Here is a 14,127-nt window from a genome sequence, read left to right as displayed (position 1 = left end):
ACCCGCAGGGTGCGTCCTGCCGCGATCAGGGTATGGGGTCAGGAGCTCGCGGGGATGCGGTGCGGCACGAAGGCCGCGCCGTCGTCGGTGATCAGGCCCGCCGTCTCGCGGATGCCGAGCCCCGCCGACGAGTCGCCGACCACCCATGCCCCGAGGGCCGGGCGCATCCCGTCGAACTCCGGCAGCGGGTCGAAGGCCTGGTAGACGTAGCCCTCCGCGCCGTACACCCCGCCGGTCTCGGTCTCCCAGCCCGGCGCGACGACCGCGATGTTGTTGCCCTCGCGCCCCAGGCGGGGCTTGCGCACGTACTCGGTGAGCAGGCCGGGCTGGTCCAGGAACGTCGGCAACAGGTTGGGGTGCCCCGGGTGCATCTCCCAAAGGACCGCCAGCAGCGCCTTGTTGGACAGCAGCATCTTCCACAGCGGCTCGACCCACTGGGTGGCCGGCAGCGTCTTGACGGCGTGCTTGCCGAAGTCGTCGTCGACCATCCACTCCCAGGGGTAGATCTTGACGACCGAGTTCATCGGCGCTTCTTCGAGGTCGACGAAGCGCTTCAGCAGGCTGTCCCAGCCGATCTCCTCGATCGGCAGGCCAACCGTGTCCAGCCCGGCCTCAGCCGCGGTCTCCTGCAGGTAGGCCGCGGTGATGTTGTCCTCGCCGGTGACGTCCGCGGACGACCAGGTGAAGTGCACCTCGTTGGTGGCCAGCTGCTTGGTGATCTCGCCCCAGCGCTCGACGAGCGTCTCGTGGATGGAGTTCCACTGGTCGTCGCCCTCGTGGCACTCGGTCAGCCAGTGCCACTGCACGACCGCCGCCTCCAGCAGCGAGGTCGGGGTGTCGGCGTTGTACTCCAGCAGCTTCGCCGGGCCGGTGCCGTCGTAGCGCAGGTCGAACCGGCCGTAGAGGTGCGGGTCGTGGCGCTTCCAGGAATCGGCGATGTGCGGCCAGACCCACTCCGGGATGCCGAAGTCCTTGTAGCGCTCCGTGATGATGACGTGATCGACGGCCTCCAGGCACATCGAGTGCAGCAGTTCGACGTCCGCCTCCAACGACAGCACCTCGTCGAGGCTGAACTCGTAGTGCACGCCCTCGTCCCAGTAAGGCCGCGCCGTGCCGTCCGCCGCGCGCGCGGGCGTGCCGAAGACGAGCCCGAGCTCCTCGACCTTGGCCTGCCAATCCGGTCGTCGTGCCGTGGTCCTGCGCCGCACTCGTCAGCTCCCGCTACTGCCGCTCTTGCTGCTGATGCCGAACCCACCCCGCTGGATGGTCTTGCCGCTGGTGTCCTTGATCGTCGAACCGGACGGCTTGGTGAAGGTCGACCCGGAGGCCGGCGAGCCGATCGGCGGCGCCGACACGCCGGACGGCGTGTACGCGTAGCGGTAGGAGTTGTAGCCGCCGAAGCCCCCGTTAGGCAGGAAGATCGGCATGAAGAACATGCCGCCGTCCACGTAGCCGCCGTGCGAGTTCACGTAGTTCGCGTCGCAGTACTGATCCTGGTCCCTGTTGCCGGGCTGGCCCGACTGGTCCGTGGCGCAGTACTCCTGGGTGGCGTTGGCCTCGTTGCTGAGTTCCGACGCGGTGTACATCGCGGCCACCAGCGCCACGACGCCGACCGTCGCGCCGCCACCGATCATCAGGCGGCGCCGCTTCTTCGTCTTGGCCTCCGCGGCCTCCAGCTCGGCCCGGTGCTGGTCTTCGCGGCGCTTCTCGGCGGCGACGCGGGCGCGCTGCTCCGCCAGCGTCGGCTCGCGCGGAGTCGTGTGCTCGGCATCCTGGTACCGGATCCGGCCGCGCCCCGCCTCTTCCGACGGCTGGGGCGGCGGCGGTTGCGCCGGGGTCGTCCCCGCGTGCCCCTGCGGCTGCTCGTCGTCTGCCACTGGCTTGCCATCTTCCGTCATAGCCCCACTCCCGAACGCAACATTACCTATTGAGGCGACGTGCCCGGCAACGAATCGGTTCCGAACCTGCTAGAGGGCATCGCGCAATCCGGGACGCGGCGAGGCATCATGTGTTCGATGGCAGCGCGCAAATCCCCTCCCAGTCCACGCCGGAACAAGCCCAACACTCGGATCGTGATGATCTCGGCTGCCATCGGCGCCCTACTGATCCTCGTGGTCAGCGCGGTGCTGAACTGGCCCACCGGCGGCGGTCCCGGGACCGGCGGCCGCGGGGTCGGCGGCTCCGGCCAGATCGGTTCGGCCCCGGCGCCGGAGGCGGTGTTCGATGCCCAGGCGGGCGACTGCCTGAATTGGAACGACCCCGACGCCGGCGATATCAGGAACGTCACCTGTGCCGAACCCCACCTCTTCCAGGTCACCGGCAGCTCGGAACTGCGCGGCGAGTTCGGCGACAACGCCCCATTCCCGGACACCGAGCAGTGGCAGCAGATCAAGCAGCAGCGCTGTACCGACGTGTCGAAGGGCTTCCTGTCCAACCAGTTCGACCCGCACGGCCGGTTCAGCGTGGGCGCGTTCACCCCGAGCGAGGATGGCTGGGCCGACGGCGACCGGACGCTGCACTGCGGCATCCAGCAGCCCGGACCGTCCGGCAAGCTCTACCCGATCACCGGCAGCGCGGCCCAGATGGACCAGTCCAACGTCTACCCGGTCGGCCGCTGCCTGGGCATCAACGGCACGGCGGTGTGGGACCCGGTGGACTGCGCCCGGCCGCACTCGGTGGAGATCACCGGCCAGGTCGACCTCGGCGAGCAGTTCCCCGGCGGCTACCCGCCGGAGACGGACCAGGACGGCTTCCTCGCGACCAGGTGCGCGGAGCTGACCGACAACTTTGCGGGCGGCCCGACCGTCGCCAAGGACAAGGGCCTGGTCCCCTACTGGGACACGCTGGCGCCGGAGAGCTGGGACGCCGGTTCGCGGCAGGTCAACTGCAAGGTCAGCGCGCAGCTGCCGGACGGCAGCGGGCTCGCGCCGGTGACCGGCAGCGTCAAGGGCGAGGTGCAGGTCAACAAGGAGCCGGCACCGAAGGACGCGGCCCCGAACGAGCCGGGCGTGCCCGCGACGGAGCCCCGCTGACGCCTGCCGAGTGCGGTAGAACGGGTTCATGCCGGTGGAGATGACCCGCGCCCGGTTCGAGGAACTCGTGGCCGACGCCCTCGATCTGCTGCCCGCGGAATTCGCGGCCGCGATGAACAACGTCGTGGTGCTGGTGGAGGACACCAACCCCGAGGACCCGTCGCTGCTGGGGCTGTACGAGGGCATCGCGCTGACCGAGCGGGACAGCACCTACAGCGGGGTGCTGCCGGACCGGATCACGATCTACCGCGAGCCGCTGCTGGACATGTGCGCGGACGAGGAAGAAGTGGTCGACGAAGTCGCGGTGACGGTGGTGCACGAAATCGCCCACCACTTCGGCATAGACGACGAAAAGCTCCACGCCCTGGGCTGGGGCTGAACCGGCAACGACACCGGGAACCGTGGTCAGGTGAGACTGCAGATCAGGGGGTGCCGAGGCCGTCCCAGGAGAGGCAGCGCCAGCCCGTGCGGACGTCCGGGTCGGCTTCGAGGACGATCACGCCCGTGTTCGGCAGATGCCTCGCGTTGGCGTGGGCTGCGTCGACGTTAGCGGCGATGGCGCACGCCGCGAGCCGCAGCATCGCGCCGTGGCTGACCAGCGCCACCGCGCCGTCACCCGCGCCGTCGATGGCGCTGCGCGCACCCCCGACGAACCGGGTCAGCGCCTCGCGGCCGGTTTCCCCGTCGGGCATCGGGATGTCGATCCGCCCCTCATGCCAGCTCTCGTAGACGTCGTCGAAGACCCGCAGCGCCTCCGAGTCGCCGCGCCCCTCCAGCTCCCCGACGTAGATCTCGTGCGTTCCTTCGACGATCTCGACCGGCAGCCGGTGCCGCTGCGCCAACGGCTGCGCCGTCTGCTGCGCGCGCAGGGCGCGGCTCGCGTGGATCGAGATGATCTTCTCCCCGGCCAGCCGCTCTGCCAACCGCGCCGCCTGCCGCTCGCCCAGCTCGGTCAGGCCGGGGCCGGGCGGCAAGGTGTCGAGTTCCTGCCGCACGTTGGCCAGGGTCTGCCCGTGGCGGGCCAGGATCAAGCGCAATCCGGTGGGCGCCTCCAGCTCGAACCCGAAATCGATCAAGCCAACCGTCCCGCGCGGATGTCTTCGAGCCACTTCGCCGAAACCTGGAACGCCTGCTCCGAGGCGGATGGGCGCACGCTGGCCGGCGAGCGGTCCGCCTTCGGGTAGGACCCGAGGAACAGCACGGTGCTGCAGCGGCGGCGCAGCGCGGTCAACGCGTCGCCGATCCGCGCGTCCGCGACGTGCCCGTCGAAGTCGAGGAAGAACCGGTACTCGCCGAACCGCTCCCGCAACGGCCGGGATTCGATGCGGCTGAGGTTGATGCCGCGCAGCGACAACTCGGCCAGCATCTCAGCCAGCGTGCCGACCTCGTCGCTGATCACCGCGCACACCGAGGTCCGGTCCGCGCCGGTCGGGTCCGGCAGCGCGCCGGGGCGGCGGACCAGCAGGAAGCGGGTGACCGCATCGCGCACGTCGGCGATGCCGGCGGCGAGCCGCACCAGCGACGGGTAGTGCTCGATGGCCACCGGCGCGGAGATCGCCGCGTTGAACTCCCCGGCGGCCGCCGCGGCGGCCGCCGCGGCGGTGGAACTTGTCGCGCAGACGCTGGCGCCCGGCAGGTTCTCGGCCAACCAGTCGCGGACCTGGGCGAGGGCGTGCGGATGGCTCGCCACGGTACTGATCTCAGACATCGCGATGCCGGGCCGACTCAGCAGGTCGAACTGCACCGGCAGCACGACTTCCTGCACCGCGACCAGCGGCTCGTCGGTGGTCAACGCGTCCAGCGTGGCGGCCACCGAGCCTTCGACGGAGTTCTCCACCGGCACCCCGGCGGCCAGCACCGCACCGGAGCGCACTGCGGCGAGTGCCAGCGGCACGGTCTCGTACGGCACGAGTTCGGCGTCGAAATCCCCGGTCAGCTGCCGGGTGGCTTGTTCGGTGAAGGTGCCCGGCGGGCCGAGGTACGCGATTTGTGGCACCCGCCCAGACTAAGAGCCTGTTGGTGAATGGTCTGGGCGGGTGGTCGCTTAGCGGAACCTGAGAGGTTCCCTGGACTGCGGGTGCCCCTCCTGATGTATGTCCAATACGCGGCGGAGGGACCGTCCTCGCAAGAAAACCTCGCAGAACCCGCCGATGGTCGTCTTGGCAAGGTGAATGCAAGCGGCTACGCCGCTTCCAAAGGCGCGGACGGCATTCGCCGGCAGGCTCTTACAGACTCCGTCCGGATTCCGGCTGCTTCGGATCACAGTCGTGTGGCGGTGCCGACGGTGCAACCTCGGCGGCCGGAAGGCGGACTGCCACTCGTCCGGGCGCGCGGGCGCGGGCGTCCACTCGACGGCGGGACGTTCCGAGCGGCGGGTCCGCGCTCCGACAAATCGGCGAATGTGTGACCTACCCAATGCCACCGCGTCACACATTCCTGCGATGCTGTGGGGCGTGACCGCAGATTCGGGGCGCTCAGCGGATGGAGCGGAGCCGGAGCTGCAGCTCGTCCTATGCGCGTTAGACGAGCCGCTGGCCGCCGCTTGGCAAGAGATCGCCGACGGCCGAGCCGGCCTCACCCTTCACCGGGGTTCGGTGCTCGACCTGCGGGTCGACGCGGTGGTGAGCCCGGCGAACTCCTACGGCTGGATGCGGGGCGGCATCGACGCGGTGTACGCGCGTGCCTTCCCCGAGGTGGAGGAGCAGGTCCGCAGCGCGGTGCTGGCGTACCACGGCGGCGAGCTGCCGGTCGGCGAAGCGCTGCTGGTGCCCACCGGGGCGCCGAACCCGATCTGGCTGATCAGCGCTCCCACGATGCGGGAACCCGGCGAGCAGCTCCCCGCCGACACGGTCCACCCCTACCTCGCGGCGCGAGCCGTGCTGCGGCTCTGGGCCAGCGGTGTCCTGGAGAACGGCACCCCGGTCCACCAAGTGGTCCGGACTGTCGCGATGCCCGGCCTGGGCACGGGCACCGGTGGGGCCGCCCCGGAACTGTGCGCACGCCAGGTCGCGGCGGCGTGGGACGAGATCTTCGCCCGCGTCGACCTCTGAGACCGGTCAGCCGAGTAGACCGGTCAGCCGAGCGGCCGAGGCGTGGTGTAGCCGGGCTCTGCCGCCAAGATCAGCTTTTCCTGGACGTGAGTCAGCCATGCGCCCGCGAGCCCGGGGTCGGCTGGCTTGAACCGGGCGTATTCGCGCGGCAACGAGATCAGCTTCGCGAGGCCGAACGTGGTCAACCAGTCCGTCACGTCACCGCGGGGCAGGACGTGTTCGGTGCCGCCGACGCATCGGGCGTGGACCCGTCGAGCCGCAGCCGTGTCCTGCAGCGCGGCACGGTGTCGTTGCCGGAATGCGGCCGATTCGGCGCGCTCCCGGTAGGTGTCGGGAAACATCCTGCCCAGGAGGTCCGCCGGCGCGGCGCGGCGGAGAACGCCCGCCCGGGCCGGCTCGGCAACGCCGGATCCAAGCAGGTGGATGAGCTGTTCGGCGTGGTGCGCGAGCGTTTCGGCGACATTGGCCGACATCTGCACGGCAACGCCATCGGAGGTCGACACCGCTTCGAAGAAGTCCTCGTCGTCCACGGTGAGCACCGGCTCCGGCTCCTCGCGGTGTCGTTCCACGCGGTTGCGGGCTTTCCGGATCGTCGTGCGCAGTCCGTGGCGTTGCAGAGCAACGGCGAGCGCCTCCGCGGTCGCCTGATCGGCGAACTCGCGGACAGCGGCCGCACCGTGCTGGTGCGCATGGGCGGCGAGCTCACCGGCGTCAGCCAGCGACAACCCGCACAATCGGTGGAGCACGTGAACGACCACGAGCATCGAAGTCACATCGTCGTTGTGGATGTCGACTCGCCACGTTTCGAGTTTTGGGCACGGCCGATTATGCCGAATTGCCCTGGTGAGGCCCGCACTCGGCGGGCCGCACCCGGTTCTGTCAGCTTTCCTCCGGGGTGCCGCTGCGGATTTCATCCACTGGACAGGTGAAAGTTGAGCCGGCCTGGCGCAAGTTCAGGTGATCAAGCGCGCCGAGGGCGAAATGAGTACCGTCGGGCACACCGGCCGACCACCGAGGAGGTCCCCAGATGCTCATTCGCCGTTTGGCCCGGCCGATGCTCGCCGCAACCTACATCTACGACGGGATCGGGGCGTTGCGCGATGCGCCGACCCACGCCAAGGCGGCCGCCCCGCTACTGGAGAAGACCACGGCCCCGCTCAAGGACTCGCTGCCGGAACGGTTCCCGACCGATCCGGAAACGCTGGTGCGCATCGACGGCGTGGTGAAGATCGGGGCCGGAGCCCTGCTGGCGCTCGGCAAATTCCCGCGGCTGGCCGCGCTGCTGCTCGCCGGCAGCACCGTGCCGACCACGCTGGCGGCGCATGCGTTCTGGGAGATCGACAATCCACAGGAGCGGGCCAACCAGCAGATTCACTTCCTCAAGAACATCGGGCTGCTCGGCGGCTTGCTGATCACCGCCGTCGACACGGGCGGCAAGCCGTCCGTCGGCTACCGGGCCAAGCGCCGCGCGCGCAAGGTCGCCAAGCACACCCACCACAGCGTCGGCGCGGTCAAGGGCGCGGCGAAGGCCCGGAAGTAACCCGGTCGTCAGGCGACCCTCAGCGCATCCGCCGCCGAGCACGTACGTAGCGTGGTGCTCGTGCCAGTGAGGGTGCTGCTAGTCGATGATCATGAGGTGGTCCGGCGCGGGCTCCGCGACCTGCTGGACACCGAGGAAGACGTGGTGATCGTCGCGGAAGCCGGCGGCGTCGGCGAGGCGCTGGTGCGCGCGCAGGCGACCGGACCCGACGTCGCGGTCATCGATATGCGGTTGCCCGACGGAGACGGGCTGGAGCTGTGCCGCAGGCTGCGCGAGCTGCCGCAGCCGCCGTACTGCCTGGTGCTCACGGCCTTCGACGACGAGCAGGCGCTGGTCGGCGCGATCAACGCCGGTGCGTCCGGCTATCTGCTGAAGCAGGTGCGCGGGCAGGACCTGGTCAACGCGGTGCGCGAGGTCGCGGCCGGGCATTCGCTGCTGGATCCGATCACCACCGGCCGGGTCCTGGCGAGGTTGCGCCAGTCCACCAGCCCCGAGCCGGACGAGCTCGCCGCCCTGACCGAGCGAGAGCGCAAGGTGCTGGATCTGATCGGCGAGGGGCTGACGAACCGGCAGATCGCCGAGCGGCTGTTCCTGGCGGAGAAGACGGTCAAGAACTACGTGACCTCGGTGCTGGCCAAGCTCGGCATGGAGCGCCGCACCCAAGCCGCCGCCTGGGTCGCCCGCCGCCAGAGCCAGAGCTGAGCAAGACGGTTTCCAGACTCGTCCTGCGTGGCGGTGCGGGAAGCGGCCCCCTGCGGGAATTACGGAAGCCGCCTGAACTCCAGGATTCCCGACTCATGAGCCAATTCACCACGCCGGGGACTGTCCTCGCCAGACGACGCTGAGAACCCCGCGACGGGCGCCAGTTGCGTGTGTGGGCCAAGCGGCTACGCCGCTGCAAAGACAAGAGCCCACCCTACCCACGCCCCTGGACGGCCACTTCCAGAACAGCTTCCGCGGCGCCGAAAAGTACTCACGGTGGGCGGCGGACGGAGCTGGTCGGGTTTCAGCTCTGACGGTGGTTCAGGTGCTGCTGGAGAGCGGGACTTCCCAGGTGACCGTGGTGCCGCTGTCCGGAGAGGACGTGATCACGCAGCGGCCGCCCGCCGCGACCGCGCGCTCTTCGAGGTTGCGGAGACCACGTTTGCTCACGTCGCGCGGAATTCCGCAGCCGTCGTCCACGACCTGCAGCAGCAGCCCCGAATCCAAGCGCCGCACCCGCACCAGCACGGCCTGCGCCCCGGCGTGCCGGACCACGTTGGACAGCGCTTCGCGGAGCGCGGCGCGGGCGTGGTCGGCCACCGGCACCGGCACGTCGCTGAAGTCCCCGTCGATCTCCAGCCGCGGCGGGCGCCCCATCAGCTCCCCGGCGATCTGCACCTCGGAGCGCATCGAGTCGTCGAGCAACGGCGCGTGCGCGGGGATTTCCGGGTCCGCGGAGCGCAGCGTGCGGGCGGTGGCCCGGACTTCGGCGATCGCCTGGTCGATCTGCTCCATCGTCTCGGACAGCCGGGCCGCGTCGGCGGCGTCGAGCCGGCCCGACAGCCGCCGCTCCAGGACCTCCAGCTGCACGCCGGTGGCGTAGAGCCGCTGCACGATCACGTCGTGCAGGTCGCGCGCGATGCGCTCCCGCTCCTGATAGACCGCGATGCGCTGGCGCGCCGTGGAGCCCTCCGCGAGCACCAGCGCGAGACCGGCTTGAGCCGCGAACGAGGTCAGCACGTCCACGGCGACCCTGGTGAAGGTGCTGGCACCGCGCCGCCGGTAGACGGCCAGCGCGCCGAGCCGCCGCTCGCGGGTACCGAAGGGCGCGACGGCGAACGGGCCGTAAACCCGCAGCGAGGCTGGCACGTACGGGGCCGTCAGCGGGTCGTCGATCAGGTCGTCGACGACGACCGGCACGCCGCTGCGGGCGACCCGCGCCGCCGCCGAACGCGACGACAGGACGGTGCCGACCGGGTCGGCGAGCGGGCCGATCGCGGTGGGCGCGCCGTAGGCGGCTTCGACGGTCAGGCGGCCGTCGTCGGCGCGCACCGTGACGACGCCTAAGTCGGCCTCCGCCAGTTCGGCGGCGCGGCGGACGACCAGCGGGAGGACGGCGTCCGGATCCTCCGCGGACAGCGCAGCCCGGGTGATCTCGGTGGACGCTGCCAGCATGCGCCTGGCGAGGGTGGAATCCATGACATGCACGAGGCTATAGCTCCCGCTGGCGCGAAGTCGGCTCCGAACGACGCAGCTCACAGCGCATCCCGATACCTCCGGCTGGCAGCCCCCATGCCGATCGCCGCGATTTCGCGCGAAATCGCCGCCTCCCCCTCACGTGGACCGGCGATTTCGCGCGAAATCGCCGCACCTCGCGGTCCTGGCGGCGTACCCGGGCCGCGCGACCGATCACGGCGCTGATCTCTGCGAGGCCGATCGGGCGAAGGACTCCGCCCGCGACGGCATGGCTCGTCGTGCCTTGGCCACGCGCCATGGCGCCCTGCGATCCGGCGCATCGCGTGCTTTGGGCTGCCGCATCCCAGCCCCCGCCTTGCCCAGGGTTGGCGGGCCTGCGTTTTCGCTGGTCCAACGGTGCGCCTCGGGGCTGCCGGTCGAGGAGCGGCGACGGCGCGCGGACGGCGTTCACGAGAGCGCTTCCTCGCGTTGGTTGTTGCGGACGACCGTGATTTCGCCGCCCTCGACTCGCAGGACGATGTCGGCGTGCTCGGTCTCCGACCAGCGGTGCGTCACGTGGACGACCGTGCGTCCCCGCAGCTCGCTGCGGAGGCGGGCGAGCAGCTCCTCCGCCGTCGGCACGTCCAGGTGCGCGGTCGGCTCGTCGAGCAGCAGCAGGTCCGCATCCGCGAACAGCAGGGCTCGTGCCAGCGCGAGGCGCTGCGCCTCGCCGCCGGACAGGGCCGCTCCGCCGCTGCCGACCAGCTCGTCCAACCGCTCGTCCCAGCCCGGCAGCCCGGCCAGCCGGAGCGCCTCGCCGAGCGCCTGGTCGCTCGCGTGCGGCGCGGCGAGCCGCAGGTTCTCCCGGATGGTCGTCGAGACCAACTGCGGCTCCTGCGGGCACCACGCAACCCGCTGCGGCACCCGCGCCTCGCCGCGCTCGGCACCCAGGAACCCCAGCAGGAGCGCCAAGAACGTCGACTTCCCGCCGCCCGAGGGCCCGACAACCGCGACGTGCGCCCCATCCGGCACGCGCAGATCCACGCCCCGCAAAGCCAACTCCGCCGACCCAGGCCACCGGACGTCGGCACCGGCCAGCTCGACGCCACCGGAACTCGGCCCGGCGGCACCGCACTGATAGCCATCGCGGGAATCTCCACGCACACCAACGAATTCGGCACCGCTGGTCGGAGCCCCGCGAAGCTCACCGCCACCGGCGGTCGTCGCTTCGCTCCTCGACTCACCGCTATGGCCAACGGTCGAAGGCTCCGCGTCACCGCTGCGCTGCGCCGCCCCGCGCCCCGCCGCACCACGACTCGCAGACCGAGCCCCAGCCTCGCCGCTGCGCTGCGCCACCTCGCGCCCCATCGCACCACGACTGGCAGACCGAGCCCCAGCCTCGCCGCCCCGCCGAGCCGCTTCCGCCGCACGGCCACGACTCGCAGACCGAGCCCCAGCCTCGCCGCCCCGCCGAGCCGCTTCCGCCGCACGGCCACGACTCGCAGACCGAGCCCCAGCCTCGCCGCCCCGCCGAGCCGCTTCCGCCGCACGGCCACGACTCGCCTGCGGCTCGCCGGAGCCTGCCGCGAGCAGTGGCGCCAAGCGCGCTTGCGCTGCGCGCAGCGGCTGCCACTGCTGCGCAGCCGGCGGCAGTAACGCGACGGCTTCCGCCGCCGCTAGCGGCACCAGGCCCAGCAGTGGCGCGAGCTCCGGCGCCAGGCGGCCTTCGGCCACCGCCTCCGCACCAAACCAGGCTCCGCCGAGCACCGCGATGCCGACCAGCAGCGTATTCACCGCCGTCGCGGCACCCGCGCCGAACGCCGCGCGGCGGGCGCGGGCAGCCAGCCGCTCGTCGGCGGCAGCGAGTTCCGCTCGACGCTCGATGTGCGCGCCGAAGGCGAGCAGCTCCGCCGAGCCGTCGAACAGCGCGAGTACGCGAGCCGCGACACGGCGCCGACCTTCGGCCACGGCAGTGGTCGCGCGGCGCTCCGCCACGAGCGCAGCGAGCGGGCTCGCCACGAAGGCGACGAGCAGCGCAGCTGCGAGCACCAAGCCCGCTTCGGGCAGCACCAGTGTTTGGAGCACCACCGCAGCGACCACGACGACCGTCGCGACCAGCGGCGGGAGGATCACGCGGGGCTCCAGGTCTCGGACGGTGTCGACATCGTCGACGAGCCGTGCGAGACCCTCGCCGCGGCGCAGCCCGGCGGTGCGCACCGGCCCGAGTCGCACGAGGGCCTCCCACAGCTGCCGCCGGAGGCGGCCGGAGAGCCGGAAGGCGGCGTCATGCGTGACGAGTCGCTCCGCGTAGCGGAGCACCGCGCGCGACAGCGCGAAGGTGCGCACGCCCACGACGGCGACCGAGAGCGTGAGGATCGGCGGCTGCTGTGAAGCACGGGCGATCAGCCAGGCCGAGGTCGCGGTCAGCGCGAGGCCGGAGAGCAGCGACAGCGCTCCGAGGCCGACGCCGAGGAGCGTTCGCGGCGTGATCAGGTCGCGGATGCGACCGGTCGCATCCGGCAGGTCGGGCGGAGCGGCCGGGACGGCCGCAGTGGCTGCTTCCGGTTCGGTCGCGACCGCCTCCGGGCGGTGGCTCGCGAGCACGACGGTCGCGCCCGCGTCGGCGGCGCGTCGGATAGCCGCGTTGACCTGGTGCGCAGTCGCCGCGTCCAGGTGCGCAGTCGGTTCGTCGAGCAGCAGGATCGTCGCTGCGCCGTGCAGCCTCAGCAGGGCTCGGGCCACCGCGACCCGCTGACGCTCCCCTGTGGACAGTTCGTCGATGCGGCGGTCGCGAAGGTGGGCGGCGGCCGCTTCGGACAACGCTTCGCCGACGTGGGCCGTCAGGTCGGGTTGGTCGGCCGTGGCGATCGCGAGTTCGTCGGCGACGGTGCCGCCGGTGAAGGTTGGGCGCTGCGGCACCCATGCGATGCGGCGTCGCCACTCGGCCGCGTCGAGCTCGGCGATGTCCACGCCGCCCCAGGTGATCGCGCCTTCCCTCGGGGCGGCGAAGCCGAGCAGCACGGCCATCGTCGTCGACTTCCCGCTGCCGCTCGGCCCGATCCCGTCGAAGCCCTCCAACCGCACGATCTCGCCGGGCCGCGCGACGAAGCTCAACCCGTCCGGCGCGAACCCGTCCCGCCGCCGCACCCGCAGCCCGGTGACGCGCAACGCGCTGTCGGAGCGAACGGACCGTTCACGCCGATGAACTAGGTCAAGAGGCCGTTCGCCCGAACCCAATCCCTCCAAAGCGAACGGACCGTTTGCCTCACCTACCAGCGCGAACGGACCGTTCGCTTCATCACCCCCACCTCGCCGCGATGCGGTGCGACCGCTCACGATCTCGTCGACCCTGCGGACGGCTTCGACGCCGTCCTCGCTTGCGTGGTGGGCGGCTCCGGCCGCGCGCAGCGGCAGGTAGCACTCCGGCGCTAGGACCAGCACCAGCAGCCCCGTCGCCAGGTCGAGGTCGCCGGAGACCAGCCGCAGGCCGATGCCGACCGCCACCATCGCCACCGACAGCGACGAGAGCAGCTCGAGGACCAGCGCGGACAGGAAGGCGATGCGCAGAGTCGCGATCGTGGTACGGCGGTGCGTGTCGCTGACCCGGCGGACCACCTCGCCTTGCGACCGCGCCCGCCCGAACGCCGTCAGCACCGGTAGCGCCCGGATGAGCTCCAGCAGCTGGCCGGACAGGCGCTGCACCGCGTCGGCGGCCCGCGAGGTGCGCTGCTCGGTGTACTTTCCGACGAGCCACGCGAACAGCGGGATCAGCGGCACGGTGATCACGACGACCAGCGCGGAAACCCAGTCGGAGAAAAGGATCCAGGCCCCCGCCAGCGGCGGCACCACCGCGGCGGTCACCAGGGCGGGCAGGTATTTGGTGAAGTACGCGTCGAGCGAGTCGAGGCCCTTCGTGGAGAGCGCGGTCAGCTCGGCCGGGCCGCGCTGCTGGATCCACTCCGGCCCCCGGCGCAACGCCGAGTCCAGCAGCAGGCCGCGCAGCTCCTCCTTCGCGCCCGCCGCCGCCCGGGCGGACACGGTTTCGGTCGCCCAGCCCAGCACGGCCCGCGCCACCACCGCTGCGGCCAGCACGACCAGGTAGTGACCGATCGCGTCCGGCGCCGCGCCCCGGGTCACCACCGCTGCGAGCGCGCTGCCCAGCGCCCAGGCCTGCACGATCAGCGCGACGGCGTTACCGACCGAAAGCAGACCGGCCACGACGAGCGCACGCCGGGCCGCCCCGGACAACCGGGGCAGTGCTCCCAGCGGACCCATCACGAACTCCCTGTCATGTGCTGCTTCCCCCGTGAGCGCTTTGGGGCGCTATAGCACCGCAAAGTACTCACGG

The 14,127-nt window shown here is 71.3% G+C and carries 12 protein-coding genes; 5 read left to right on the top strand and 7 right to left on the bottom strand.

The genetic code is table 11. The annotated features are described in order from the left end of the window. Window positions 1–38: 38 nt before the first annotated feature. Together FDZ84_RS12615 and FDZ84_RS12610 are read right to left on the bottom strand one after the other, a co-directional pair. Window positions 39–1,208: a glutathionylspermidine synthase family protein gene (locus FDZ84_RS12615; RefSeq protein ID WP_168586056.1), complete on the bottom strand. Its 1,170-nt coding sequence runs from the start codon at window positions 1,206–1,208 to the stop codon at window positions 39–41. A 3-nt stretch (window positions 1,209–1,211) separates the two neighbouring features. Next, complete coding sequence (locus tag FDZ84_RS12610; protein WP_210435531.1) at window positions 1,212–1,898, bottom strand: hypothetical protein; 687 nt, start codon at window positions 1,896–1,898, stop codon at window positions 1,212–1,214. Between the two features lie 177 nt (window positions 1,899–2,075). On the opposite strand from FDZ84_RS12610, the gene FDZ84_RS12605 reads away from it, so the two are divergent. Both FDZ84_RS12605 and FDZ84_RS12600 read left to right on the top strand, forming a co-directional pair. Continuing rightward, entirely contained in the window at window positions 2,076–3,032 is a 957-nt protein-coding gene (locus tag FDZ84_RS12605) for a septum formation family protein (RefSeq protein ID WP_246868967.1), read from the top strand. Window positions 3,033–3,060: 28 nt separating this feature from the next. After that, entirely contained in the window at window positions 3,061–3,411 is a 351-nt protein-coding gene (locus tag FDZ84_RS12600) for a metallopeptidase family protein (RefSeq protein WP_168586054.1), read from the top strand. Window positions 3,412–3,454: 43 nt separating this feature from the next. Here the strand turns inward: FDZ84_RS12600 and FDZ84_RS12595 are convergent, their stop codons facing one another. Then, window positions 3,455–4,108, bottom strand: a complete 654-nt coding sequence (locus tag FDZ84_RS12595) for a histidine phosphatase family protein (protein WP_246868966.1) — start codon at window positions 4,106–4,108, stop codon at window positions 3,455–3,457. Next, a complete protein-coding gene (gene pheA / locus FDZ84_RS12590; RefSeq protein WP_168586053.1) occupies window positions 4,105–5,028 on the bottom strand; it encodes a prephenate dehydratase in 924 nt (307 codons plus the stop codon). Before pheA ends, FDZ84_RS12595 begins: the two co-directional genes overlap by 4 nt. Before the next feature lie 445 nt (window positions 5,029–5,473). On the opposite strand from pheA, the gene FDZ84_RS12585 reads away from it, so the two are divergent. After that, window positions 5,474–6,082 carry a macro domain-containing protein gene (locus FDZ84_RS12585; protein WP_210435530.1) on the top strand — a complete coding sequence of 203 codons (609 nt, stop codon included), beginning with the start codon at window positions 5,474–5,476 and terminating at the stop codon, window positions 6,080–6,082. 23 nt (window positions 6,083–6,105) lie between these two features. Here FDZ84_RS12585 and FDZ84_RS12580 read toward each other — a convergent pair whose 3' ends face one another. Beyond that, window positions 6,106–6,996 carry an ATP-dependent Clp protease adaptor ClpS gene (locus FDZ84_RS12580; RefSeq protein ID WP_168586051.1) on the bottom strand — a complete coding sequence of 297 codons (891 nt, stop codon included), beginning with the start codon at window positions 6,994–6,996 and terminating at the stop codon, window positions 6,106–6,108. Window positions 6,997–7,109: 113 nt separating this feature from the next. Between FDZ84_RS12580 and FDZ84_RS12575 the strand changes: the two genes are divergently transcribed. Together FDZ84_RS12575 and FDZ84_RS12570 are read left to right on the top strand one after the other, a co-directional pair. Next, window positions 7,110–7,622, top strand: coding sequence for a DoxX family protein (locus FDZ84_RS12575; protein ID WP_168586050.1), 513 nt, complete (start codon window positions 7,110–7,112; stop codon window positions 7,620–7,622). Between the two features lie 60 nt (window positions 7,623–7,682). Continuing rightward, a complete protein-coding gene (locus FDZ84_RS12570) occupies window positions 7,683–8,324 on the top strand; it encodes a response regulator transcription factor (RefSeq protein ID WP_168590011.1) in 642 nt (213 codons plus the stop codon). Window positions 8,325–8,645: 321 nt separating this feature from the next. Here FDZ84_RS12570 and FDZ84_RS12565 read toward each other — a convergent pair whose 3' ends face one another. Both FDZ84_RS12565 and cydD read right to left on the bottom strand, forming a co-directional pair. Beyond that, on the bottom strand, window positions 8,646–9,803 hold the full coding sequence (locus FDZ84_RS12565) for a GAF domain-containing protein (RefSeq protein ID WP_168586049.1): 1,158 nt from the start codon (window positions 9,801–9,803) through the stop codon (window positions 8,646–8,648). Window positions 9,804–10,247: 444 nt separating this feature from the next. After that, on the bottom strand, window positions 10,248–14,054 hold the full coding sequence (cydD, locus tag FDZ84_RS12555; protein ID WP_210435529.1) for a thiol reductant ABC exporter subunit CydD: 3,807 nt from the start codon (window positions 14,052–14,054) through the stop codon (window positions 10,248–10,250). Window positions 14,055–14,127 lie beyond the last annotated feature (73 nt).

The sequence above is a fragment of the Saccharopolyspora sp. ASAGF58 genome (assembly GCF_012277335.1).
Lineage (GTDB): Bacteria > Actinomycetota > Actinomycetes > Mycobacteriales > Pseudonocardiaceae > Saccharopolyspora > Saccharopolyspora hattusasensis.
Note: the sequence above shows the minus strand (reverse complement) of the source record. Positions and strands in the feature narration are given on the sequence as shown.

What these genes read in the sequence shown, in the direction of transcription:
- FDZ84_RS12610 (WP_210435531.1), bottom strand. Translation starts at nt 1,898, where the DNA reads ATGACGGAAGATGGCAAGCCAGTGGCAGACGACGAGCAGCCGCAGGGG.
- FDZ84_RS12605 (WP_246868967.1), top strand. Translation starts at nt 2,076, where the DNA reads ATGATCTCGGCTGCCATCGGCGCCCTACTGATCCTCGTGGTCAGCGCG.
- FDZ84_RS12600 (WP_168586054.1), top strand. Translation starts at nt 3,061, where the DNA reads ATGCCGGTGGAGATGACCCGCGCCCGGTTCGAGGAACTCGTGGCCGAC.
- FDZ84_RS12585 (WP_210435530.1), top strand. Translation starts at nt 5,474, where the DNA reads ATGCTGTGGGGCGTGACCGCAGATTCGGGGCGCTCAGCGGATGGAGCG.
- FDZ84_RS12580 (WP_168586051.1), bottom strand. Translation starts at nt 6,996, where the DNA reads ATGAAATCCGCAGCGGCACCCCGGAGGAAAGCTGACAGAACCGGGTGC.
- FDZ84_RS12575 (WP_168586050.1), top strand. Translation starts at nt 7,110, where the DNA reads ATGCTCATTCGCCGTTTGGCCCGGCCGATGCTCGCCGCAACCTACATC.
- FDZ84_RS12565 (WP_168586049.1), bottom strand. Translation starts at nt 9,803, where the DNA reads ATGGATTCCACCCTCGCCAGGCGCATGCTGGCAGCGTCCACCGAGATC.
- cydD (WP_210435529.1), bottom strand. Translation starts at nt 14,054, where the DNA reads ATGGGTCCGCTGGGAGCACTGCCCCGGTTGTCCGGGGCGGCCCGGCGT.